22 protein-coding genes and 4 tRNA genes are annotated in these 24,133 nt (G+C 63.2%); 9 read left to right on the plus strand and 17 right to left on the minus strand.

What is annotated here, in order from left to right; all coding sequences use genetic code 11:
- Positions 1–43: 43 nt before the first annotated feature.
- From tuf to ACVOLR_RS09875, 6 genes are all read right to left on the minus strand, one after another.
- A complete protein-coding gene (gene tuf, locus ACVOLR_RS09850) occupies positions 44–1,234 on the minus strand; it encodes an elongation factor Tu (protein WP_481513040.1) in 1,191 nt (396 codons plus the stop codon).
- A 49-nt stretch (positions 1,235–1,283) separates the two neighbouring features.
- Positions 1,284–1,359, minus strand: a tRNA-Thr gene (locus tag ACVOLR_RS09855).
- A gap of 38 nt (positions 1,360–1,397) precedes the next feature.
- Positions 1,398–1,471, minus strand: a tRNA-Gly gene (locus ACVOLR_RS09860).
- 28 nt (positions 1,472–1,499) lie between these two features.
- Positions 1,500–1,585 (minus strand) — tRNA-Tyr (locus ACVOLR_RS09865).
- Between the two features lie 137 nt (positions 1,586–1,722).
- Positions 1,723–2,742: an isoaspartyl peptidase/L-asparaginase family protein gene (locus ACVOLR_RS09870; protein WP_481536275.1), complete on the minus strand. Its 1,020-nt coding sequence runs from the start codon at positions 2,740–2,742 to the stop codon at positions 1,723–1,725.
- A 186-nt stretch (positions 2,743–2,928) separates the two neighbouring features.
- Positions 2,929–3,972, minus strand: a complete 1,044-nt coding sequence (locus ACVOLR_RS09875) for a cyanophycinase (protein ID WP_481536276.1) — start codon at positions 3,970–3,972, stop codon at positions 2,929–2,931.
- 162 nt (positions 3,973–4,134) lie between these two features.
- On the opposite strand from ACVOLR_RS09875, the gene ACVOLR_RS09880 reads away from it, so the two are divergent.
- Positions 4,135–6,930, plus strand: a complete 2,796-nt coding sequence (locus ACVOLR_RS09880; protein ID WP_481536277.1) for a TonB-dependent receptor — start codon at positions 4,135–4,137, stop codon at positions 6,928–6,930.
- A gap of 534 nt (positions 6,931–7,464) precedes the next feature.
- Here the strand turns inward: ACVOLR_RS09880 and ychF are convergent.
- The 8 genes from ychF to ACVOLR_RS09920 all read right to left on the minus strand — a co-directional run bounded on the left by ychF (position 7,465) and on the right by ACVOLR_RS09920 (position 14,342).
- The gene (gene ychF, locus ACVOLR_RS09885; RefSeq protein WP_481536278.1) at positions 7,465–8,556 is read right to left on the minus strand and encodes a redox-regulated ATPase YchF; all 1,092 of its coding nucleotides are present in this window, start codon (positions 8,554–8,556) and stop codon (positions 7,465–7,467) included.
- Positions 8,557–8,640: 84 nt separating this feature from the next.
- Complete coding sequence (gene pth / locus ACVOLR_RS09890) at positions 8,641–9,219, minus strand: aminoacyl-tRNA hydrolase (protein WP_481536279.1); 579 nt, start codon at positions 9,217–9,219, stop codon at positions 8,641–8,643.
- Positions 9,220–9,272: 53 nt separating this feature from the next.
- Positions 9,273–9,875, minus strand: coding sequence for a 50S ribosomal protein L25/general stress protein Ctc (locus ACVOLR_RS09895; protein WP_481536280.1), 603 nt, complete (start codon positions 9,873–9,875; stop codon positions 9,273–9,275).
- Between the two features lie 105 nt (positions 9,876–9,980).
- A complete protein-coding gene (locus ACVOLR_RS09900; RefSeq protein ID WP_346498821.1) occupies positions 9,981–10,940 on the minus strand; it encodes a ribose-phosphate diphosphokinase in 960 nt (319 codons plus the stop codon).
- 108 nt (positions 10,941–11,048) lie between these two features.
- Positions 11,049–11,125, minus strand: a tRNA-Gln gene (locus tag ACVOLR_RS09905).
- A gap of 3 nt (positions 11,126–11,128) precedes the next feature.
- The gene (gene ispE / locus ACVOLR_RS09910; RefSeq protein WP_481536281.1) at positions 11,129–12,007 is read right to left on the minus strand and encodes a 4-(cytidine 5'-diphospho)-2-C-methyl-D-erythritol kinase; all 879 of its coding nucleotides are present in this window, start codon (positions 12,005–12,007) and stop codon (positions 11,129–11,131) included.
- Positions 12,004–12,663, minus strand: coding sequence for a lipoprotein insertase outer membrane protein LolB (lolB, locus tag ACVOLR_RS09915; RefSeq protein ID WP_481536282.1), 660 nt, complete (start codon positions 12,661–12,663; stop codon positions 12,004–12,006). The genes ispE and lolB overlap by 4 nt, the downstream gene beginning before the upstream one ends.
- Entirely contained in the window at positions 12,660–14,342 is a 1,683-nt protein-coding gene (locus ACVOLR_RS09920) for a tetratricopeptide repeat protein (protein WP_481536283.1), read from the minus strand. Before ACVOLR_RS09920 ends, lolB begins: the two co-directional genes overlap by 4 nt.
- Positions 14,343–14,409: 67 nt before the next feature.
- On the opposite strand from ACVOLR_RS09920, the gene hemA reads away from it, so the two are divergent.
- The 4 genes from hemA (at position 14,410) to ppk2 (ending at position 19,523) form a co-directional block, all read left to right on the plus strand.
- A complete protein-coding gene (gene hemA, locus ACVOLR_RS09925) occupies positions 14,410–15,693 on the plus strand; it encodes a glutamyl-tRNA reductase (RefSeq protein ID WP_481536284.1) in 1,284 nt (427 codons plus the stop codon).
- On the plus strand, positions 15,671–16,756 hold the full coding sequence (gene prfA, locus ACVOLR_RS09930) for a peptide chain release factor 1 (protein WP_481536299.1): 1,086 nt from the start codon (positions 15,671–15,673) through the stop codon (positions 16,754–16,756). Before hemA ends, prfA begins: the two co-directional genes overlap by 23 nt.
- 203 nt (positions 16,757–16,959) lie before the next feature.
- Entirely contained in the window at positions 16,960–18,663 is a 1,704-nt protein-coding gene (locus ACVOLR_RS09935; protein WP_481536285.1) for an O-linked N-acetylglucosamine transferase, SPINDLY family protein, read from the plus strand.
- Between the two features lie 41 nt (positions 18,664–18,704).
- Entirely contained in the window at positions 18,705–19,523 is an 819-nt protein-coding gene (gene ppk2 / locus ACVOLR_RS09940) for a polyphosphate kinase 2 (RefSeq protein ID WP_481536286.1), read from the plus strand.
- A gap of 215 nt (positions 19,524–19,738) precedes the next feature.
- Here the strand turns inward: ppk2 and ACVOLR_RS09945 are convergent, their stop codons facing one another.
- Together ACVOLR_RS09945 and ACVOLR_RS09950 are read right to left on the minus strand one after the other, a co-directional pair.
- A complete protein-coding gene (locus ACVOLR_RS09945; protein ID WP_481536287.1) occupies positions 19,739–20,302 on the minus strand; it encodes a TlpA family protein disulfide reductase in 564 nt (187 codons plus the stop codon).
- On the minus strand, positions 20,299–21,573 hold the full coding sequence (locus ACVOLR_RS09950) for a YihY family inner membrane protein (RefSeq protein ID WP_481536288.1): 1,275 nt from the start codon (positions 21,571–21,573) through the stop codon (positions 20,299–20,301). The genes ACVOLR_RS09945 and ACVOLR_RS09950 overlap by 4 nt, the downstream gene beginning before the upstream one ends.
- Positions 21,574–21,651: 78 nt before the next feature.
- Here ACVOLR_RS09950 and wrbA point away from each other — a divergent pair, with 78 nt between their 5' ends.
- The 4 genes from wrbA to ybaK all read left to right on the plus strand — a co-directional run bounded on the left by wrbA (position 21,652) and on the right by ybaK (position 23,722).
- Complete coding sequence (gene wrbA / locus ACVOLR_RS09955; protein ID WP_481536289.1) at positions 21,652–22,245, plus strand: NAD(P)H:quinone oxidoreductase; 594 nt, start codon at positions 21,652–21,654, stop codon at positions 22,243–22,245.
- The gene (locus ACVOLR_RS09960) at positions 22,242–22,586 is read left to right on the plus strand and encodes a DUF2069 domain-containing protein (protein WP_481536290.1); all 345 of its coding nucleotides are present in this window, start codon (positions 22,242–22,244) and stop codon (positions 22,584–22,586) included. The genes wrbA and ACVOLR_RS09960 overlap by 4 nt, the downstream gene beginning before the upstream one ends.
- Before the next feature lie 173 nt (positions 22,587–22,759).
- Positions 22,760–23,245 carry an asparaginase domain-containing protein gene (locus ACVOLR_RS09965; RefSeq protein ID WP_057628731.1) on the plus strand — a complete coding sequence of 162 codons (486 nt, stop codon included), beginning with the start codon at positions 22,760–22,762 and terminating at the stop codon, positions 23,243–23,245.
- Positions 23,246–23,722 carry a Cys-tRNA(Pro) deacylase gene (ybaK, locus tag ACVOLR_RS09970; protein WP_481536291.1) on the plus strand — a complete coding sequence of 159 codons (477 nt, stop codon included), beginning with the start codon at positions 23,246–23,248 and terminating at the stop codon, positions 23,720–23,722.
- 68 nt (positions 23,723–23,790) lie between these two features.
- Here the strand turns inward: ybaK and ACVOLR_RS09975 are convergent, their stop codons facing one another.
- Complete coding sequence (locus ACVOLR_RS09975; protein ID WP_481536300.1) at positions 23,791–24,105, minus strand: proprotein convertase P-domain-containing protein; 315 nt, start codon at positions 24,103–24,105, stop codon at positions 23,791–23,793.
- Between the last annotated feature and the right edge of the window lie 28 nt (positions 24,106–24,133).

The following is a 24,133-nucleotide window of genomic DNA, read 5'->3' on the forward strand; positions in this document are numbered from 1 at the left end:
TTTCGCGCAACCAACAGCGTTTACTGCTGGCGCTACAGGCTTATTAAGCGACGATCTTTGCAACCACGCCGGCGCCGACGGTACGGCCACCTTCACGGATTGCGAAGCGCAGGCCTTCGTCCATTGCCACCGGGTTGATCAGGGTGACGGTCATCTTGACGTTGTCGCCCGGCATCACCATCTCGACGCCTTCCGGCAGCTCGCAAGCGCCGGTGATGTCGGTGGTACGGAAGTAGAACTGCGGACGGTAGCCCTTGAAGAACGGGGTGTGACGGCCGCCTTCGTCCTTCGACAGAACGTAGACTTCGGCTTCGAACTGGGTGTGCGGCTTGATCGAGCCCGGCTTGGCCAGAACCTGGCCACGCTCGACGTCGTCACGCTTGGTGCCGCGCAGCAGCAGACCGGCGTTGTCGCCTGCCTGACCCTGGTCGAGCAGCTTGCGGAACATTTCCACGCCGGTGACGGTGGTCTTCTGGACCGGACGGATACCGACGATTTCGATTTCTTCGCCGACCTTGATCACGCCGCGCTCGATACGACCGGTCACCACGGTGCCGCGGCCCGAGATCGAGAACACGTCTTCCACCGGCATCAGGAACGGCTTGTCGACGTCACGCTCCGGGGTCGGGATCCAGCTGTCCAGTGCATCGACCAGCTTCAGGATGGCCGGCACGCCGATCTCGCTCTGGTCGCCTTCCAGCGCCATACGAGCCGAACCGTGCACGATCGGGGTGTCGTCGCCCGGGAAGTCGTACTTGCTCAGCAGCTCGCGGACTTCCATTTCGACCAGTTCCAGCAGCTCGGCATCGTCAACCATGTCGGCCTTGTTCAGGAACACGACGATGTACGGCACGCCGACCTGACGCGACAGCAGGATGTGCTCGCGGGTCTGCGGCATCGGGCCGTCAGCAGCCGAACAGACCAGGATCGCGCCGTCCATCTGGGCAGCACCGGTGATCATGTTCTTGACATAGTCAGCATGGCCCGGGCAATCCACGTGGGCATAGTGACGCGAAGCAGATTCGTACTCAACGTGCGCGGTCGAGATCGTGATACCACGAGCCTTTTCTTCCGGCGCGGCATCGATCGAGGAGTAATCCTTGAACTCGCCACCGAAGCGCTCTGCACCGATCTTGGTCAGCGCGGCAGTCAGCGTCGTCTTGCCATGATCGACGTGGCCGATGGTGCCGACGTTGACGTGCGGCTTGGTACGCTCGAACTTGCTCTTGGACATGGCTGCTTCTTCTCGGTAACAGGGTTAGTTGTGCACTATCTGCGAAAGATGGTGCTCACGAAAGGAATCGAACCTTCGACCTCCTCCTTACCAAGGAGGTGCTCTACCGACTGAGCTACGTGAGCGAGTTGTCTATTATGCCGTGTTTTTTCGTTTCGTTCAATGGAGCGGGAGACGGGAATCGAACCCGCACCATTAGCTTGGAAGGCTAAGGTTCTACCGTTGAACTACTCCCGCACCGGGAAAACACGTCACAACATAAAACTGGTGGAGGGAGGTGGATTCGAACCACCGAAGGCGTAAGCCAGCAGATTTACAGTCTGCCCCCGTTGGCCGCTTGGGTATCCCTCCATTCCACTCCCTTGTCGAGGACCGCGGCCTTGCCGGTCAGGGGTGGGTGAGCTCGCTATTTTGGTGATCAGCGCCGATGCTGTCAACAGAAATCTTCACATTCGGTGAAATTTCTTTTTCTGCACCGGCGGTGCCGATCACTCGCCGGGCATCTTAATCTTTTCGTCGGCAAAAATCGCCACGTGCGGCACACCATCTGCACCAATCCAACCGCGATACATGCCTTCGGTGTTGAACGGCATCGCAGCCTTGCCATCAGCAGACAACACGATACCGCCGCCATCACCGCCGAGCTCAGGGATGCGCTTGACGATCACTTCATCGCCGGCCTGTGCAGGTGTTTCCTTCAAGTACTTCATACGCGCACATATCTCATGCGCGACGGACAGGCGAATGTAGTACTCACCCCAGCCGGTACCTGATACCGCGCACTGGTCGCTGGCATACGTACCCGCACCGATGATCGGCGAATCACCAACACGTCCATAGCGCTTGTTGGTCATGCCGCCCGTGGAAGTGCCCGCGGCGAGCTTGCCCTGGTTGTCCAGCGCAACCGCACCGACGGTGCCGAAATGCTTGGCTGTTTCCAGATCGGCATGTGCCTGCCCCGCCGCCTCTTCCTTCAATGCGCGCTGCAACTGCTCCCAGCGCTTCTCGGTGCGGAAATAGGACGGATCGACGAGCTCGATCTTCTGCTCGGCAGCGAACATCTCCGCGCCCTGCCCAACCATCATCACGTGCGGCGAATGCTCCATCACCGCGCGTGACAGCAAAATCGGGTTCTTGACGGTATGCACACCGGCGACAGCACCGGCGCGCAGCGTGGCGCCATCCATCAACGAGGCATCCAACTCATTCTTGCCGTCATGGGTGAACACCGCGCCCCGGCCTGCATTGAAGGTCGGATCGTTCTCCAGCACGGTGATCGCGGCAGTCACGGCATCCAGCGCAGGCTTGCCAGCAGCCAAGGCCTGATGACCCTGGCGCAACGCCTCGGTCAACGCCGCGCGTGCTGCACGTTCCTCTGCAGCGCTGAAATCCTTGCGTTCCACCCCTGCCCCGCCATGGATGACCAACAAGGGAGAGACCTCGGCTGCCGCGGCAGCCCCCGAGGACAGCGACGCCAGGCCCAGCAGTACTGCAGAAGTCAGCTTCATGTTTCTTCACTCCCGAATTGAACCCCGATTCTAGGCAGGTGCCAGTCACTCTGAACAGTTACCAAAGTCGCCCGCCCCTCTTTCTGACACCTGCCGAGCCCACGCCCACACCCCCTCCTGTAGCAGCCACTCCCAAGGGCAACAAAAAAGGGGCCGAAGCCCCCTTTGTCTGTTGATCGCGAGCACTTAGTTGGGATGCAGCTCCAGCTCGCCGTCGACGACACTGGCCATCGCAGTGAAGGCAGCGTTGTCGACCTTGAACCCATCCAGCTGCAGACGACTACCCGCACCCACGCCAGTCACGGGAATGGAACTGAATTCCAGGGGCTCGCCATTGCTCAGGCGATCTGCCGTGTGCCGTGGCATCACCAGCCACGCATAGCCATCAACCAGCGAGTACACGCGGCCACGGCCATCCGCCTCCACGCACAGGGCCGTGTCCTCATCGACGCCGATGCCGACGATATCGTCCTGGCCTTTTTCCTGCGCGGCGCGGGCGACAAACACAATCAACCGCCCCAGACGATCGCGCTTGGCGAAGTGGGTATCGGTCACTACGTTGGACAGGTAGGGCATGGTCAGGAAATCCCGGTCCATGGTCACCTTGCTGCCCATCGGGTCGCTCAATGCGGCCGGTGAATTGACACTGCCGCCATCCAGCGCGCCATAGGCGTAGCCGCCGAGGATGGCCAGGCCAGCACTGGTACCGCCAATCGGCTTACCGGCACGGACATGCTCATTGAGCAGATTATTGAGCTCGGTGCCCTTCCAGAAACGGATGTAGCGCGACTGGTCACCGCCGGCGATGAAGATCGCATCGGCGCCACGCACCACCCGCAGCACGGCCGGATCATCGGCCGCCTTGCGGCTGTCGAACACCAGCGTCTGCACTGCAGTGACGCCACCGATGTCGTAGTACAGCTCCTTCTGCATGTTGTCGTCACCGGAGGCGCGCAGGATCACCACGCGGCCGTGCCCGGCACGCTCAACCCACCAGTGGAATGCCTCTGGCACCCAGTCGCCGCCGCCCATCAACATCATGGCCGCTTCGGTCTTGCCCGGGCGCGGCGCATCGAGATCACCTACTTCGTAATAGTGGTAACCAGCAGCGCTGATGCCACGCGAATCCTCGGCGTGAAGCACGCCTGCCGTGGCGATAGCGGCCACGACCAGAGCCAGCCGCCCCAACCAGGAACTCTTACGTTTCATAACGACCTCAATCTGATGCATGTAACCGCTTACAGCTGTAATGCCAGACTTTTCGGCAGTGGTCAAGCGTGTAAAAAAGGTGTTAGATGATGTGGACCCATTCACATTACAGACAGGGTTGACCGGCATTCCCCTACATGCCGACAGGATAAATCCGGACACTTTTCATCAGAGAGCTGATTCATGCGTAAGCACGCAATGGTGTGTTCAATCCAACTGGCCCTGCTGTCGATGGCCGCCCCCGCCCTGGCGCAGACCGCCGCCCAAGGCCAACCGCAACAGCTCGACACGGTGCAGGTCACCGGCTCGCGCATCCCGCGCGCCCAGGTGGAAGGCCCGGCGCCGGTCACCGTGGTGACGGCCGAGCAGATCAAATCCGCCGGTTTCACCTCGGTCCCGGACGTATTGCGCTCGCTGAGCCAGAACAGCGGCAGCACCCAGGGACAGCAGAACACCACCGGCGCTCAGTCCACCCCTGGCGCGCAGGCAGTCGATCTGCGCGGCCTGGGCCCGAACCACACCCTTGTCCTGGTAAACGGCCGTCGCATCGCTGACTTCCCGCTGCCGCTCAATGGCCGCAGCAACTTCACCGACGTCGGCAACATCCCGCTGGGCATGATTGACCGGATTGAAGTACTGACCGGCAGCGCATCGGCCGTGTACGGCTCCGACGCCATGGCCGGCGTCATCAACTTCATCCTGAAGAAATCCACCGACGGCACCACTTTCGACTACCGCTTTGGTGATACCAGCCGCGGCGGTGGTTCATCGCATAACTTGACGATCACCACAGGCTTTGAGCGGGAGAAGTTCAGCGGCATTGTCGGCGTTGAGCTGATCGACAAGCGCCCACTGTGGGGCACCGATCGCAGCGTGCAGGATTCGACGTTGGATTCGCCGGCTGAAGAACGCCGCCTGCCGCGCCTCATCGCCCAGTTGCAGAACTGGGACGACGACGAAAACATCGCGCCGGCTGACGGCTGCGCGGCGATGGCAGGCCTCAACGGCGGCACCACCGTATTGGCCGAGAACGAGCTCGGCCCGTACTGCGGCAGCGAGCGCGCCATCGCCTATCGCACCATCCAGAACGAGCGCAAAGGCTTCAATGCTTATGGTTCGTTCGAGTACCGCTTCAATGACGCCCTGTCGTGGTTCGCCGATGTGCAGCTTGGCCAACAGAAGGTCAAGCTGCTGACCGGCACCAACGGTAACGATGTCGCCAGCGACCATATGGGCTGGGAGTTCCATGACCCGAACTCGGAAGGCAATTACCGCAACAAGATCTTCTACAACGCCACCACCGAGCGCTACGAAAACTGGGCGCGTCAGTTCACCCCGGAGGAAGTGGGCGGTCTGCGCAACCGCATGAACACCACCACCCAGAAGACATTTGCGGTGACCACCGGCCTCAAGGGCATGTTCGGCGAGGATTGGAACTGGGAAGGCGCCTACAACCACTCCCAGTACAAGGCTGACGTCAAAATGCCGCGCATCAAGGCGGCTGCAGCCAATCGCCTGTTCCTGGGCGAGCTGCAGGGCTATGACGATGACGGCATCGCGATCTACACGCCGGATCCAGCGCGCCTGTTCACGCCACTGACTCAGGCCGAGTTTGCCTCGATCGCGGCAATGTCCACGTTCCGCCCCGAAGCCAAGAACGACAATCTCAGCTTCACCGTCGATACCGCATCGCTGTTCTCGTTGCCTGCAGGTGATGTCGGATTCGCCGGCGCGCTGGAGTACGGCGAGCAGTCCTACAAAATCAACCCCGACCCGCTAGCACTCACCGAAGACGCCTACTACGGCCCGCGCTACGGCGATGGCAGTGGTGACCGCGATCATTGGAGTGCCGCCGGTGAACTACGCCTGCCGCTTGCCTCCAGCCTGCAGGCAAGCGTTGCCGGCCGCTATGACCGTTACAGCTACGGCAACAAGAGCCCCGGCAAATTCACCTACAGCGCCGGCCTGGAATGGCGCCCGCTGGACACCTTGCTGCTTCGCAGCTCCTACGGCACCGGCTTCCGCGCGCCGGACATGCACTACCTGTTTGCCGGCGACGACTTCTATCGCACCCGCTTCGCCACCGACTACCTGGCCTGTCGATCTGAAAATGCCGGTGCAACCGACGGCGAATGCTACGACCGCGATTTTGGCAACTACGACGTCAGCACGTTCGACGTGTACAGCGGCAACATGCAACTGGACGAGGAAACCAGCAAGTCGTTCTCGGCTGGCTTCGTCTGGTCGCCGGTGGCCAACTTCGACCTGGCGGTGGATTACTACAAGATCCAGATCGAGAATCAGGTGCAGACCCAGGACCGCGAACTGCTGCGCATCCAGGAAGCAAACTGCCGCCTCGGCAAGACCGATGCCGGCGCAGCCGTCGACATCAACTCGCCCACCTGCGTGGACGCCTTGGCACGGGTAATCCGCGATGGCGATGGCAACATCACCAGCGTGCGTTTCGGCCCAATCAACATCGCCAACGAGGAAACCTCGGGCATCGACGTTGCCGCCAACTATCGCCTGCAGACCGCAAACGCCGGTGACTTCAGCTTCACCGGCCAGTACAACTGGACCCACCGCCACACCCGCCAGCAGTTCCCGGGCGACCCGAAGGAAGACATGCTCGATGTCAGCTTCAGCGCCACCACCCTGCCGCGGGTGAAGTCCAACCTTGGCGTCAGCTGGGACAAGGGTGCCTGGGGTGCCAGCCTGTTCGGCAGCTATCTGGGCCGGGTTGCCAACTACGACAACGATGCGTGGACCGAAGCAACCTGGCGCTTCAACGCCGGCGCCCGCTACGACATCACCGACCATCTGCGCGTATCCGTGTCGATCAACAACCTGTTCGACAAGATGCCGCCGAAGGACCCGACCTGGTCGAACTACCCGTACTACGACACATCGTGGTTCGACAGCATGGGCCGCAGCTACTACGTGCAGCTCACCTGGAAGCTCGGCGGCAAGGCGCTGTAAGACCTGTCTACATTTAGTGTCAACAAGGCCCGCCACTGGCGGGCCTTGTTGTTTGTGCAGGTCTTGGCGCTACCACCAGCCCGCATTGCCCGTCCTGCACCCTGGCAATTCTTCTCCACAGCCACTGTGTGCAATGGATGGAGAAGGCTGTGGACAACTGCGTGCAGGCCTTGCGCTGCAATGCTTCCAAATTAGTGGTGAATTTTTGACCAGTGCAATGCGGCACGGGCTTGAGCCCCCAGTTTGTGGGAGCGGCGTAAGCCGCGAAGCAGGTAGATCATCAGATGACATAGATGCTCAGGGCTGCAGGAATGTCAGCTTCGCGGCTCACGCCGCTCCCACAAGCACCCGTCTGCCCAGGAATTTCTCCACAGCCGCTGTGTGCAATGAATGGAGAAGGCTGTGGACAACTTCGCGCAGGCCTTGCGCTGCAAGGCTTTCAAAATGGTGATCAAATTTTGACCACACAACAAACCACACATACAACAAGGCCCCGCATTGCGGGGCCTTGTCGATACTGCAACATCCAAGGAATCAGACGTTGAAGCGGAAATGCAGCACGTCGCCTTCCTTGACGATGTAGTCCTTGCCTTCCAGGCGCAGGCGGCCAGCTTCCTTGGCGCCCTGCTCACCCTTGAGGTTGATGAAGTCCTCGTAGCTGATGGTTTCGGCGCGGATGAAGCCACGCTCGAAGTCGGTATGGATCACGCCTGCTGCCTGCGGCGCGGTCGAACCGGCACGCAGCTGCCATGCGCGAACTTCCTTCACACCTGCGGTGAAGTAGGTCTGCAGGCCGAGCAGCTTGTAGCCGGCGCGGATCACGCGATTCAGGCCCGGCTCTTCCAGACCAAGGTCCTTGAGGAACTCATCGCGGTCGGCATCATCCAGCTGCGCCATTTCTTCTTCGATCGCTGCACACACCGGCACCACTTCGGCACCTTCGGCCTCGGCGCGTGCGCGTACGACGTCCAGCAGCGGATTGTTCTCGAAACCGTCTTCGGCAACGTTGGCGATGTACATCAGCGGCTTCAGCGTGATCAGGAACATGTCACGGATCAGTGCTTTCTCGTCAGCATCGAGGCCAGCCGAGCGCGCCGACTTGCCCTGGTCCAGCGCCGATGCCAGCTTTTCCAGCACCGGCTTGCGGGCCAGCGCTTCCTTGTCATTGGCCTTGGCTGCGCGGGTAGCGCGATCCAGTGCCTTCAACACCGATTCCAGGTCGGCCAGCGCCAGCTCGGTATCGATGGTTTCGATATCGGCGATCGGGTCGACCTTGTTGGCAACGTGGATGACATTGCCGTCTTCGAAGCAACGCACGACATGAGCGATGGCATCGGTCTCGCGGATATGGGCCAGGAACTTGTTGCCCAGGCCTTCACCCTTGGACGCACCAGCGACCAGACCGGCGATGTCGACGAACTCCATCGTGGTCGGGATCACCCGCTCCGGCTTGACGATGGCCGCCAACGCATCAAGGCGCGGATCCGGCACCGGCACCACGCCGGTGTTCGGCTCGATCGTGCAGAACGGGAAGTTGGCCGCAGCGATACCCGCCTTGGTCAGCGCATTGAACAGGGTCGACTTGCCGACATTGGGCAGACCGACGATGCCGCATTTGATACCCATGCTTGAACTCCCGTGAATGGAAAATCGGGAATGGAGAAGCGGAAGGGCCTAACGCCGTTCCATTCACCATTCCCCATTTTTCGCTCACTTGGTGGTGTGCAACCGCTTCATTGCTTCGCTGAAATCGCCAGCTACCGCCAACGGCATCACGTCGATGGCCGCATCGATAGCCTGCGCCATCAGTATGGCGTCGTCTGGCGACGGACGGCCCAGCACCCAACCCACCACGCGGTCCTTGTGACCGGGATGGCCGATGCCAAGACGCAGACGGTGGAACTTGCCATGACCGAGCAGACGGATGGTGTCACGCAGGCCATTCTGGCCACCATGACCGCCGTCAAACTTGAGCCGCGCCACGCCGGGCGGCATGTCCAGTTCATCGTGTGCAAGCAGGGTTTCTTCCGGCTCGATCTTCCAGAACCGCTGCGCGGCGGTGACCGATTTACCGGCGAGATTCATGTAGGTGGACGGCTTCAACAGCCATACCGGCTGTCCAGCAATCTCGACCTTGGCGACTTCGCCAAACAATTTGCTTTCCAGCGCCCAGCGCGCGCCCTGCCGCTCTGCCAGGGCCTCAACGAAATGAAACCCAGCGTTGTGCCGGGTTCGGGCGTGTTCGGATCCGGGGTTGCCCAGACCAACGATCAATCGCAAGCCAGTCATCTGTCAGATACACCTGCTGCGCCCGCTCCTAAGAGCGGGCGCAACATAGCCGATTACTCGGCTGCTGCTTCTTCTGCAGCGGCGGTCTTGGCGATGACAACTGCGTCGTCATGGCCCTTGCCCAGCTTCAGTGCCGGAATTTCCACGCCAGCCGGCAGCTTCAGGCCCGACAGGTAGATGATGTCGCCAGCCTTCAGATCGCCCAGGTCGACTTCGATCGACTCCGGCAGGTCCTTCGGCAAGCAGGCAATCGCCACTTCCTTCAGTTCGTGGGTGACCAGCACGTCGGCAGCCTTGCCAGCCGGCGAGGTGTCTTCGTTGATGAAGGTCAGCGGCACCGAAGCGTGCAGCACTTCATTTTCGTTCACGCGCTGGAAATCCAGGTGCATGACCAGCTGCTTGTACGGGTGACGCTGCATGTCACGCAGCAGCACCTTGTGGATGGTGCCGTCGAGGTTCAGGTCGATGATCGAGGAGTAGAACCAATCGTTGAACTGGGCCAGCCAGATTTCATTGTGGTTGAACTCGACCTTCACCGGCTCCTTATCACCGCCGTAAACGATACCCGGGACCACACCGGCATGACGCAGGCGGCGGCTCGCACCCTGACCTTGCACGTCACGACGGGCGACTTTGATTTCGTGGGACTTTGCCATGTTGACTACTCTAGGTTGTTGCACCGCCTCGCGGCGCTGCGTAAAGACTCTTCCGCGACCAGAAGAGCCTGTTGTGATCCCCGGACAAGCCGGGGACCGGATCCATCAATCCACGTACATCGAGCTGACCGACTCACCGAAGGCGATGCGACGCATCGTCTCGGCCAGCATTTCGGCCACGCTGATCTGGCGGATCTTGGGACAGACGCGCGCCACTTCGGAAAGCGGAATCGTGTCGGTCACCACCAGCTCATCGAGCTGGGAGTTGTTCAAATTGTCCACCGCCGGGCCCGAGAGCACGGCGTGGGTGCAGTACGCGGCAACCTTGAGTGCACCGCGCGCCTTGAGGGCGGCAGCGGCAGCACACAGGGTGCCGGCGGTGTCGACGATGTCGTCGACCATCACGCAGGTCTTGCCTTCAACGTCACCGATGATGTTCATCACGGTGGCAACGTTGGCACGCGGGCGGCGCTTGTCGATGATGGCCAGGTCGGCATCATCCAGACGCTTTGCCACGGCGCGGGCGCGTACCACGCCACCTACGTCCGGGCTGACCACGATCAGGTTGTCGGTGCCGTAGACGCGCCAGATGTCGGCCAGCAACAGCGGCGACGCATAGACGTTATCGACCGGCATGTCGAAGAAACCCTGAATCTGATCGGCGTGCAGGTCGACCGTGAGGATCTGGTCGGTGTGCACAGCCGAGAACATCTTTGCAGCAACCTTTGCGGTGATCGGCACGCGCGAGGAACGCATGCGGCGATCCTGGCGGGCGTAGCCGAAGTACGGCACCACCGCAGTGACGGAGGCGGCGCTCGCGCGCTTGAGCGCGTCGATGATCACCAGCAGTTCCATCAGGTTTTCGGCACTTGGAGCGCCGGTGGACTGAACCACGAAAACGTCCTGCTTACGCACGTTCTCCTGGATCTCAACCTGCACTTCACCATCGGAAAACTTGGAAACCAGTGCCTTGCCCGGTCTTACCCCGAGTTCCTTGCAGATGCTCTGCGCAAGGTGTTTATTGGCATTGCCGGAAAAGACCAGCAGGTTCGGGGAATCTTGCATGACAGCTCTCTCGGGCGGGGGCGAGTAGCAAATGGAAACGTGGTTACTGCAGCGATGGCGCGGGTGTGGCAGGCGCACATCCATTGCGCTTACAGCGTTGGGAGTGTGTGGCAGGGGCGGTAGGATTCGAACCTACGAATGCCAGGATCAAAACCTGGTGCCTTGGGCCTCTTGGCGACGCCCCTGCATCAAACAATTCCCGTCGTTTCCAGCGCATCAAGCAGTGGCGAGCGATCAACACCCGCAGCTACCCAAGCTCGCAGTTGCGACGGCAATTCCGCCAAGGCCTGCTCTGCAGCAGCGCGCGTAGCGAACTCGACGAAACAACCGCTTCCCGACCCCGTGAGTCGTGCCCGACCAATACCTGACAAGGCCTGGAACGTCGCCTCGATGGCAGGTTCCTGGCGCCGTAGTACCGGCTCGAACGCATTTCCGAGGACGGTCCCGGAAGCGAAGTCCGCTATTTTCACGGGCTTGGCATCCCGCGTCAAATGCTGTGAACGAAAAAGTTCAGCCGTGGGCACGTGAACGCCCGGATCCACCAGCAAATACCACGCTTCCGGCAATTCGATCGGGGTCAGCAATTCGCCCACGCCTTCGGCCCAGGCGTTGCGCCCGCGCACAAATACCGGCACATCGGCGCCTAGACTGACGCCAAGCGCGGCCAATGCATCCTCGCCCAGACCAGTGCCCCATAGCGCGTTCAGTGCCACCAGCACGGTTGCCGCATCGGAAGACCCACCGCCGAAGCCGCCGCCGGCCGGAATCCGCTTTTCGACCCGGATATCGACACCTTTGCCGCAGTTGGTCGCATTTTTCAGCGCGATGGCCGCACGGACCACCAGATCATCAGCCTCGGCAACGCCAGCCACCGATGGCCCGTGGCGATGCACCTGCCCGTCTTCACGCAGACGCAAACCGATGCGGTCACCCCAATCCAGCAGCCGGAATACGGTCTGCAGCATGTGATAGCCGTCAGCACGACGGCCGGTGATATGCAGAAACAGGTTCAGCTTGGCCGGAGCCGGCCAGTACGACCAGCCCGCGGCGTCAACAACGGCGGTCATGGCGCGTCCGAACCCCATTCATCCACGATCAGACGGACCTTGGCATCGCCATTGACCGCCTCGATCCGGCGCGGCAGCGACGGACGCCCGGCCTCAGCCGGGTACCAGTCCAGGTAATCGACCTGCCAACCCTGCTGGCGCAGCACCCGCGGCCGGCCCTCGGCGTCAAAACCAAGGTGTTCCGGGCTGGCGCCGGCGCTGGGCAGACCACGCACCCACTCCGCCAGCTGGGCGACCGGAATTTCCCATCCAGTGGCCTGCAACAGCAGCTGGCCGGCGTCATCGGCCGTGCGCGGACCGCCTTCAAAGCCATCCAGACGCACCGCCTGCCCCGGCTCACCACCACTGAGCTGCCAGCTCTGGCGGGTGACCGGCGCGGCCAGACTGACCTGGTAGGCCGGCCCCTGCTGCAGCCAGTCGATCCGTCCGTTGCCGCCATTGCGCCCCTTGCTGATCGCCACCCGGCCCTGGAATGACCAGTTCGGTTGCGCCTGCAAGGCGGCCTGCCGCTGTTGTTCCGCCGCCTGTGCCTGCGCGGACACCTGTGCCACTTCAGCCGCAACCGGCGCCGCCTGACGCTTGGGCACCGAACCACAGGCCGCGAGCGCACCTACCACCAGCAACGCCAACGGCGTCCGCCACATCATTACGTTCATACACCCAACTTTTCGATCGCACGCTGCAGCGCGCGGTTGTCCGGATCCAGCTTGCGGGCCTCATCGAAGTAGCGCCGGGCTTCGTCTTTCTGTCCCAGCACCCACAGCACTTCGCCTACGTGCGCAGCGATCTCCGGGTCCTTGTTCAAGGTCCAGGCACGGCGCAGATGCACCAAGGCCTCGTCGTTGCGGCCCAGGCGATACAACACCCAACCGTAGCTGTCGACGATGGCGGCATTGTCCGGCTCAGCCACGCGCGCGCGGTCAATCAGCTCCAATGCCTCCTGGTAGCGCTGGGTGCGGTCCGCCAAGGTGTAGCCCAGCGCGTTCAGCGCCGCCACATTCTCGGGCTCGGCAACCAGCACCTTGCGCAGGTCAGCCTCGGCGCGCGGCACATTGTCGTTGCGCTCCCAGGCCAGTGCACGGGCATACAGCAAGGCACTGTCATCGGGGAACGCAGCCAGGCCACGCGCCAACACGTCGAATTCGGCCTTGGTCTGGCCATCGCGCAGCTGCAGCTCGGACTCGAGCAGATAGGCATCACGGCGCACATCGTCGTCCAGCGAGGCATCGGCCTGCACCGCCTGCACTTCCTTGGCAGCGCGCGCCTTGTCGCCCATCAGGTGCAGCGCATTGACCGCACGCAGCTGCGCCTCACCGCGATGCTCGCCACCTGGCACGCCGTGATACCAATCCACGGCCTCTTGATAGCGCTTCAGGTATTCAGCGATCTTGCCCAGCAGCAGGCGCTGGTCGGGGTCCGGCTTGCTGGCCTTGGCCGCGATGTCCTGGTACAGCGCCAATAGCCCGGCATCGTCCTTCTGCTTGGCCAGCAACGAGGCACGCATGCCCCAGCTCTGCAGGTTCTGCTCACCGACCGACAGCACATGTTCGGCGGCAGCGGTTTCGCCCAGCGTGTCATAGGCGATGGCCAGCGCGCCGCGCAGCTCGTCGTCCTTCTCCGCCTTGGGCTCGATGCCCTTGAGCAGGGCCAGCGCCTCGTCCTTCTTGCCGGCCTGATTGAGCTGGGAGGCATGCAGCAGCGCCACCCGCGGCTCATCCGGGAAGCGCCGCACCACCTCGCCCACCATCCGCCGCGACAGTTCCGGGCTCTCCATGCGCAGGGCCAGCCGGCCAAATTCCTGCCAGGCCTCCAGATCATTGGGGATCGCATTGGCATCCACCAGCATGCCCAGCACCTGCGCCGGCACTGCCGGATCGCGGCCACCGGTGGCAAGGGCCAGCAGCGCATAGCGCCAGGCCCGTGGTTCAGGTGAACGCAATACCGCCAGCAATTCCTTCCGGGCCAGCTTGGCATCGCCATTACGCATGGCCAGCGCGCCCCGAGTGCCGCGCACCGCTACCGAGCCGGGGTCACGCTGCGCCCACAGGGCCAGCGCCTGCTCGGCGCGGTCGGCGTCATCGGCCAGCATGGCGATGCGGGTGGCACGTTCAGCCAGACCCACGTCGCCTTTGGCCTCCTGGGCGGCCTGCAGGTACCAGCGGGCGGCGTCGGGCAGCTTGCCGGCCTGCAACGAAAATTCACCGGCCAGCACCGGGGTCAGCGGTAGGCCTTCAGCCGCCAACGGCGCCCGAATCGGCGCAACTGGGGCCGCCAGCACCGGAAAAGCCGGCAGGGAAAGCAACAGAACGGTGCATATGCGATTGAATACGGGCATCTGGCGCAACCGGGCCGTAAAATGGCGGCCTTCAACAGCCAGCAGCTTATCGCAAGCAACTGAACAGATGACCCTGTGGGTGCTCGGACTGAATCACCAGACTGCGCCGGTAGAACTGCGCGAACGCGCTGCCTTTGGCGGAGACGCCTTGCCGCGCGCGATGGATTCATTGCGGCAGACCCCGCAACTGGCCGAGGCGGTGCTGCTGTCCACCTGCAACCGCACCGAGCTGTATGCCGTTGCCGAGGACAGCAAGGCACTGAGCCACTGGCTGGAGCACCAAGCCGGCAGCCTGCAGGGCTATCTGTATCAGCACAGCGACGGTGAAGCCGTGCGCCACCTGTTCCGGGTCGCCACCGGCCTGGACTCGATGGTGCTGGGCGAGCCGCAGATCCTGGGCCAGGTAAAAGATGCCTGGGCACTGGCCCACGACAGCGGCGCAATTGGGCAACAATTGGACCGGTTGTTCCAGCAGACCTTCTCCGTGGCCAAGCGCGCCCGCACCGACACCCGCGTCGGCGCCAACCCAATCTCGGTGGCCTCCACCGCAGTGCGGCTGGCGCAGGACTCGTTTGCGCGCATGGACGAGTCCACCGTGCTGCTGGTCGGTGCTGGCGAAACCATGGAGCTGGTCGCCAAGCACCTCAGCGATGCCAAGGTGAAGCGGCTGCTGATCGCAAACCGCACGCTGGCCAATGCACAGGACCTGGCCAGCCGCCACGGCGGCGTGGCGCTGCCATTGAGCGAGCTGGAACGTCACCTGGGCGAAGCCGACGTGGTGTTCTCGGCCACCGCCGCGCGCGAGCCGGTGATCCTGCACCGCCAGGTCGCCAACGCGCTGCGCCTGCGCCGGCACAAGCCGATGCTGCTGTTTGATCTGGCCGTGCCACGCGATATCGACGCCGAGGTTGGCACGCTGGCCGATGCCTACCTTTACACCGTGGATGACCTGGAGCGGGCCGTGGAAGAAAACCGCCGCGGACGCCGCGAGGCCGCCGCCGAGGCCGAATCCATCATCGACCTGCAGGTCACCCGCTACCTGGAAAACCTGCGCGCCGCTCGCCTGCAGGCACCCATCCGGCAGCTACGCGCGTTCGGCGAGGCCACCCGCGCCGAATTGCTGGCCAAGGCCCGGCAACAGCTGGCCCATGGCAAACTGCCTGACGAAGTACTGGAGCAGCTGGCACACGGCCTGACCAACCGCCTGCTGCATCCGCCCACCGCCGCCCTGCGCCAAGCCGCGCAGGATGGCGATACCGATCTCACCCGCGCCGCCGAGCGCCTGTTCCCGGCCACCCCCGGGTATCACCACCCCGTAGCGAGGAATGATGACGCCGACCCTGCGCCGTAAGCTGCTGGCACTGGCCGAGCGCCGAGAAGAACTGGAACGCCTGCTTTCCGAACCCGATGTCGTCGCCGACAACGAGCGTTTCCGCAATCTTTCCCGCGAATTCTCGCAACTGGAACCCATCGCTATTGCATTGGCGAACGAAACCCGTGCGCTGGCAGATCTTGCCTCGGCCGAAGCCATGCGCAACGACCCGGAACTGCGCGAGCTGGCCGAAGAAGAAATCGCCAGTGCGCAGGCCCGCCTGCAAGCACTGGACGAGGAACTGGCACTGCTGCTGGTGCCGCGTGATCCGCGCGACGAAGGCAATCTGTTCCTGGAAGTGCGTGCCGGCACTGGCGGCGATGAAGCGGCGATTTTTGCCGGCGACCTGTTCCGCATGTACGCCCGCTATGCCGAGCGCCAGGGCTGGAAGGTGGAGATTGAATCCGACAATCCCGGCGAACACGGCGGCTACAAGGAAGTGGTGGCGCGCGTGGTTGGCCGCGGTGCCTACTCCAAGCTGAAGTTCGAATCCGGCACGCACCGCGTGCAGCGGGTGCCGGCAACCGAATCGCAGGGCCGTATCCATACCTCGGCCGCGACGGTGGCGATCATTCCCGAAGCCGATGATGTCGAAGACGTGGTGATCAACCCTGCCGATCTGCGCGTGGACACCTACCGCTCTTCCGGCGCCGGTGGCCAGCACGTCAACAAGACCGAGTCGGCGATCCGCATCACCCACATCCCCACCGGCGTGGTGGTCGAATGCCAGACCGAGCGCAGCCAACACGCCAACCGCGACAAGGCGATGAAGCGCCTGAAAGCGCAGCTACTGGATGCCGAACGCAGCAAGCAAGCCGCAGCACAGGCCGAATCGCGCCGCCTGCAGGTAGGCAGTGGTGACCGCAGCCAGCGCATCCGCACCTATAGCTTTCCGCAGGGCCGCATCACCGACCACCGCGTCGAAGGCCTGACCCTGTATGACCTGCCCAACATCATCGAAGGCGGCCTGGACGACCTGATCGCCCGCCTGCAGCACGAGCATCAGGTGGATGAGTTGGCGCGCTTGGCTGAAGGGACGTAACGCCGCCCCCCTCCCTTGCGCGTAGCGCAGGCTTTGCTCCCTCCCTTATGCGCAGCACAGGGGAGGGCTGGGGAGGGGTAGCTTTGGCTTTGGCAGCTGCCTCTGGATTTGGCCTTAGTCGCCAGCCCAGAGCAAAATCAACAGCTACCCCTCCCCAACCCTCCCCTGCGCTACGCGCAAGGGAGGGAGCAAAAGCCAGGCCCATGACCAACGAACGCAACCAGCTCCGCCATGCCGTCACCCGCCAGCCCGGTGACTTCATCGCCTGGGTGATGCTGGCCGACGCAGAACTTGGCGCAGGCGATATACGCGCAGGCGAAGCGGCTGCATCAAGGGCGCTGCAACTTCGCCCTGAGCACCCCGAAGCCCTCGCCCGCCTCGGCCGCGCCCGCTGGATGCAAGGCAAGCACGACGAAGCGGCCGCACTGCTGCAGCACGCCTGCCAACTTGCTCCGCAACATCCCGGCATGGCCTTGTGGCTGGGGCATGTACTGGAAGACGCCAACCAACCCGAAGCAGCAGCCGAGGCCTATCGACGCGCGCATGCCTTGGCGCCGGATGAGCCATACATGGCCGCACAGCGCCTGAACTGGCAGCGCCGGCTCTGCGACTGGCGTGATATCGATGTGCTCTCTCAACAGGTGCGCCGCGCGGTCGCGCAAGGCAATCCGGCCGTTGAGCCCTTCGCCTTTCTCAGTGAAGAGGCCAGCGCCGCAGAACAACTGGCCTGTGCGCGGCAACGTGCCAGCGTGCTGGCCCACGCCATTCCGCGCCTGCCGGCAACGCAGGTGCGTGCACAGGGCGCGCTGCGCGTGGGCTTTCTTTCCAACGGCTTCGGCGCGCATCCGACCGGTCTGCTGACGGTGGCATTGTTCGAGCAGTTGCGCGCGCATCCGCAACTGCAGGTGCACCTGTTCGCACTCAACAGCGACGACGGCAGTGGTATCCGCCGACGCCTGCAGGCCGCTGCAGAGCAGCTGCACGATGTCAGCGGTCAAGCACATGCGGCGATTGCGCAGCGCATCCGCGCCGCTGGCATCGACCTACTGTTCGACCTGCGCGGTTGGGGCGGTGGTGGCACGCCCGAAGTACTGGCCATGCGCCCGGCACCGCTGCAGTTGAACTGGCTGGCCTACCCCGGCACTTCCGGTGCACCATGGATCGACTACATCGTCGCCGATGATTTCGTGCTGCCGCCCACCTTGGATTCAGGCTTCAGCGAAAAGGTGCTGCGTTTGCCACGCGCCTTCCAGCCCTCGGACAACACGCGTCTTGTTCAGTCACCGCCCTCGCGCAGCGACTGTGGCCTACCGGAAACCGGCGTGGTGTTCTGCTGCTTCAACAACAGCTACAAGCTCAATCCACGCAGCGTCGAGCGCCTGTTGCAGGTACTGCTTGGCGTACCCGGCAGCGTGCTGTGGCTGCTGTCCGGGCCGGGCAAGGCCGACCATCGCCTGCAGCAAGTCGCCCGCCAACGCGGTGTGGATCCAACGCGTCTGGTGTTCATGCGCAAGCTGCCGCATCCGCAGTACCTGGCCCGCTACCAACATGCCGATCTGTTCCTGGACACTCACCCCTACAACGCCCACACCACGGCATCCGACGCGCTATGGGCTGGCTGCCCGGTACTGACGGCACCCGGCGATACCTTTGCCGCGCGAGTGGCAGGCAGCCTCAACCATCATCTGGGCATGGACGACATGAACGTCGCCGATGACCAGGCCTTCGTCGCCACGGCAATCGCATTGGGCAACGATCCCGCCGCCCTGCAGGCCACACGCAAGCGGCTGAGCGAAGCCCGCGAGCGCAGCAGCCTGTTCGACATGGCCGGCTTCGCCAGCGACCTCGTCCATCTGCTGCAACAGCTGGCCCGCAACCACGGCTGGCGTGGCGCAGACATTGGCTGACATGCGATTGGGTTAGGCTCGGCTTTCCACAAGGAGTGACCATGGGCAAGCTCAAGCGCAAACAGTACGAAGCATTGCAGGAACCGATGCAGCTGGAACTGGCCAACATGGCACGCTGGGCCCAGCACTGCGGGCAGCGCGTGCTGGTGCTGTTCGAAGGCCGCGACACCGCCGGCAAGGGCGGCGTGATCCAGGACATCGCCAAGCACGTCAATCCGCGCCAGTGCCGGGTGGTTGCCCTGCCCAAGCCCAACGAGCGCGAAGACAGCCAGTGGTACTTCCAGCGCCATATCGCGCACCTGCCCGCCGCCGGCGAGATCGTGCTGATGGACCGCAGCTGGTACAACCGCGCTGGCGTGGAAAAGGTGATGGGCTACTGCACCGACGCCCAGTACAAGGCCTTCCTCAAGCAGACCCCGGCATTTGAAAAGCTGCTGGTGGACGACGGCATCCTGCTGTTCAAGTACTGGCTGTGCGTGGACCAGGAGCAGCAGGAAAAGCGCTTTGCCGAGCGCCGCGATGATCCACTCAAGGGCTGGAAGCTGTCACCGATCGATCTGAAATCGCGTCAGGAATACAACGCCTACACCCAGGCCCGCGAAGCCATGCTGGAAGCCACCCACACCACGCAGGCGCCGTGGACGCTGGTGGATTTCAACGACCAGAAGCGTGGCCGTTTGACCCTGATCCGCGACCTATTGGATCGCCTGCCGGATACCCACATCGACGAACCGGTGGTCGAACTACCGCCGCTGCCAGGCAAGCCGAAGAAAGAAAAGTACGGGGTGGTGAAGCCGATAGCAGCGTTTGCGTTGAATGAAGAAGTGACCAAGCCGAAGCGCGCCTCCGGCCCCGTGTAGTGCCGAGCCATGCTCGGCAGGAGCTTTCCAGGCAATACCTCAAAGGCTGCCCTCACCCCAACCCCTCTCCCGTGAACGGGAGAGGGGCTTGTAGTGCCGAGCCATGCTCGGCAACGGCATTCCCAGCCGTGTTGCAGGAGTTGTAGGAGCGGCGTAAGCCGCGAAGCTGGCATTGCGTGGAGTGCTTAAAAGCTACCCCTCCCCAACCCTCCCCCTTAAACCGCCTTGCCCCCCGCAGCCACAATCGCCTGCTCGATCTCCTGCGCATTCACCGGTCCCAGGAACTGCCTGGCAACCTTTCCATCGGGAGCGATCAAGTAAGTCATCGGCAAGCCACGCGGCGTAGCGAAATCCTTGGGCGGACTGAAGGTATCGATGATGGCGATCGGATACGCCACCGGGTGCTCCTTCAAGAACGCCTGCATCTCGTCCAGCTCGATGTCCTCATACGCCAGGCCAACCACTTCCACGTTGCTGCGCATGGCATGCAGTGCCGACAACTCCGGCATTTCCTGCAGGCAGGGCGCACACCAGGTGGCCCAGAAATTCACCACCACCCACTGTCCACGGTGCGTGGCCAGGTCATAGGCTTTGCCATCGACGGTCTGCACCTGCAACTGCGGTATTTCCACCGTCTGCTGCACCACGGCGGGCTGCGTCGCCTCGGGCGCGGCCGGGGCCTCAGGTGCAGGAGCCGGCGCTGCGACCGGCGCCTGGGCCGGCTTGCATGCAGCCAGGGCCAGCACCAGCAGCACGGCGGGAACGAACTTGTTGATCATCGACTATCTCCGCGCTCTACATAGATGTCATCCACACGGCGCTTGAGCAGTTCGCGCAACGGTAGACGTAGTTGATCCAAGGCATCGCAGGCCGCTTGCCCGAGGCTGTCCTCGCGCATTGGGAGGTATTCCTCGGCTACCGGAATACGCAGCTGCGAACTTTCGTACAGGTCATGCAGGCTGATGCTGTCCAGGTCGCGCGCCAGCAGCCATTCACCGCGTTCGTCACGGCGCAGCACGCCAATCGTTTCCATCTGCTCCAGCAACTGCTGCAACAGTGAATCGGTGAGCATCGGTTCCAGCAGCAGCAGCTGGTCTTCGTCCAAGCCCTGCCCGTGCTGACGCGCCTCACGGAAGCGACCCAACAGGCGCAGCAGACCATAAAGCTCACAGCCCTGCGGCAGCCGCAATGCCACCGGCTGATAGCGGAATGCAGCGATCGACGAGGCCAGCGATGCACCCAGCAAGACCGACACCCAGCTCAGGTAGATCCACAGCAGCAGGATGGGCACGAAGGCCACCGTGCCATAAAGCTTCTGATAGGACTGGAAACTGCCCAGATACAGGCCCATGCCCCACTTCACCAGCTCCAGCATCAGCACCGCCAGCAGCGCGCCGGGAATGGCGTGGCGCCACTTCACCGTGTGGTGTGGCACTACCCGGTAAATCAGCACCACACAGACGAATTCGATCAGTACCGGTGTCAGGCGCAGACCAAGATCAGCCAGCCAGCGGCCCTCGGTCGTGCCGAACAAGGGCAGCGACAGCACTTTGGCCGAGATCGCCAACGAGGCAGCGGCCAGCAAGGCACCCAGGGTCAGCACCGTCCAATAGACCAGGAAGCGGGTCAGCTGGGGCCGCGCCGAGGCCACCCGCCAGATCCGGTTGAAGGTCTGTTCGACACTGTTGAGGGTGATCAGCAATGACACCACCAGGGCCAGGAAGCCCGCGGCGGTCAGTTGCCCGGCGCTGGCCGAGAACTGTTTCAGATAGCCTTCGGCCGCACGTGCCGCCGAGGGTACGAAGTTGGAGAACACGTAGTCGCTGAGCGCCTCGCTCCAACGATCGAACATCGGGAACGCCGACAGCACTCCGAACACCACGATCGCCAGCGGCACCAGTGCGAACACCGTGGTGTAGGCCAACGAACCAGCGGCCTGGAACAGGCGGTCGTCGAGGAAGCGCTTCCACAGAAAGCGCCCGAAGCTGACATTGCGCGCCCGGTCACGCAGGCGCTCCATCCATAGGTTGAGTGAATCCAAAGGTTCCATTCGGCAAGGGTACCCGATGCAAAGCGCGGGCCGCATCGTTGATACTGCCGGTTCCTGTAAGAGTGAGCGAATGCTGCGATGGCGGAAATTCTGGTGCTTTACTACAGCCGCGGCGGCTCGGTGGCCCGGCTGGCGCGGCAGATCGCCCGCGGTATCGGCGAGGTGCCGGGCATGAGCGCCCGCCTGCGCACGGTGCCGCCGGTTGCCGCCGTCACCCAGACCAGCGCCCCGCCTGTACCCGAAGACGGTGCCCCCTACGTGGACATCGCCGATCTGGCCGAATGCGACGGCATCGTGCTGGGTAGCCCTACCCGCTTCGGCAATATGGCCGCGCCGGTCAAGCACTTCATCGATGGTCTGGGCGCGGAATGGGTCAACGGCACCCTGGCCGGCAAGCCAGCGGCGGTGTTTACCTCCACCGCCTCGATGCATGGCGGCCAGGAATCGACCCTGTTGTCTATGCACCTGCCGCTGCTGCACCACGGTTGCCTGATCGTCGGCATTCCCTTCACCGAGCCGGCACTGAGCCACACCACCAGCGGCGGCACGCCGTATGGCGCCAGCCATGTGGCCGGCAGCCAGGATGATCCGCAGCCCACCGACGATGAGGCCGTGCTGGCGCGGGCACTCGGCCGGCGGGTGGCCGATATCGCCCGGCGTCTGGCGCAATGAGCGGCCGCAGCCGCGATCTGATCCTGGCGCTGGCGCTGGCGCTGCTGGCCGGGCTGTATGCGTGGTGGTTCCGGGCCGACCGCCACCTGCTGGCAGTGGCGCTGGTGTTCGTGGCACCACCGGCCCTGTTGCTGCTGGGCGTACTGGCACAGCGCGCGGTGGCGCGCTTCTGGGCGGGGGTACTGGCCTTGTTCTGGTTCAGCCACGGCGTGATGAGCGCCTGGAGCCACCGCGATACCGCCCTGTATGCGTGGACCGAGATCATCCTGGCGCTGCTGATCGTGGCCCTGGTCAGCGTACCCGGCATGCGCGCCCGCTTTGCGGCCAAGAAAGCCCGCTAATACCCCAAAGCCCAGCGGGTCTGACGGGTAGAGCCGAGCCCCAGCCGAGCATGGCTCGGCTCTACCAACGTGACGTGACGTGACGTGACGTGGCCCGGCGCTGCCTACGGCATTATCATTCGCAGCATCGCGGCCCGTGCCGCTGGCAGTCACCGCAAGGATTTACCGCAATGATGGAAGAACTCCTGATCGTCACCACCGGTGGCACGATCGACAAGATCTACTTCGACGACAAGTCCGACTACCAGATCGGCGATCCGCAGATCGGCATGATCCTGCGCGAACTGGGCGTGACCTTTCGTTTCAACGTGATTCCGATCCTGCGCAAGGACTCGCTGCATATCAGCGACGACGACCGTGAGCTGATCCGCGCCACCATCGCCGCGCAGCCGACCCGCCACGTGCTGGTCACCCACGGCACCGACTCGATGGTCGCCACCGGCAAGGTGCTGGCCACCATTCCCGGCAAGACCATCGTGATGACCGGTGCACTCAGCCCGGCCCGCTTCCGTGGCTCCGATGCCGAGTTCAACATCGGTTGCGCGATCGGTGCAGTGCAGTCACTGCCTGAAGGCGTCTACATCGCCATGAACGGTCGCATCTGGAATCCGGAACAGGTCCGCAAGAACGTCGACGCCAATCGCTTCGAATCGCTGTAAGTGGCCAAAAGCACCCGCGCCACCGCCGCACTGGACAAGGCCGGCATCGCCCATGGCGTGCATGCCTATGACTACTCGGCCGATGTCGACAGCAAGGGGCTGGCGGCAGCGCAGGCGCTGGGCATTGCCCCGCCGCGCATGTTCAAGACGCTGATGGCATGGGTGGACAAGCAGCCGCTGATCGCAGTGATTCCCTCCGATCAGCGGCTGTCATTGAAAAAGCTTGCCGCCCATTGCGGCGGCAAGCACGCGCAGATGATGGAAATCCCCGAAGCCGAGAAGCGCAGCGGCTACAAGGTCGGCGGCATCAGTCCGTTCGCACAGCAGCGGCCAGCCAAGGTGGTGTTCGCCGCCAGTGCCGCGCAGCACGACACGCTGTACATCAACGCCGGCCAACGCGGCCTGTTGCTGGACATCGCCCCGGCTGACGCCTTGCAGGTACTGCAGGCCAGCTGCGCCGATATCTGCGAGGACTGACTTGCGCTCACTGGCAGGAGTCTGGCTACGACGCCAGACTCCTGCACAGTGACAAGAGATGCCTTGAGCTAGAACGTGATCGACCAACCATTGAGTCGCCCGGTATCGCCACTGGCCTTGTCGTTGACACGCAGCTTCCAGATCCCATTCAAGGCCTCGTTGGAAAGATCGACCTCGAAGGTCTGCTTGATGTCATCGGCACTGCCTCCTTCGTAATTGCTCAGCAGATAGGCGCGGCCGCCAGGTGCGAGCAGCTCCACTTTCAGGTCGCCGCGCCAGCTATGGCTGATGTCCACCGTTACCGGTGTGGCCGCCGGCGCATTGGCAGTGCGTCCGGACACGCTGATCGCACTCTCAACCGTACGGTTGTCGAGGATATCCACACCCTCATTGCTGCTATAAGTCTGCGCC

This window comes from Stenotrophomonas sp. STEN030, assembly GCF_056759995.1.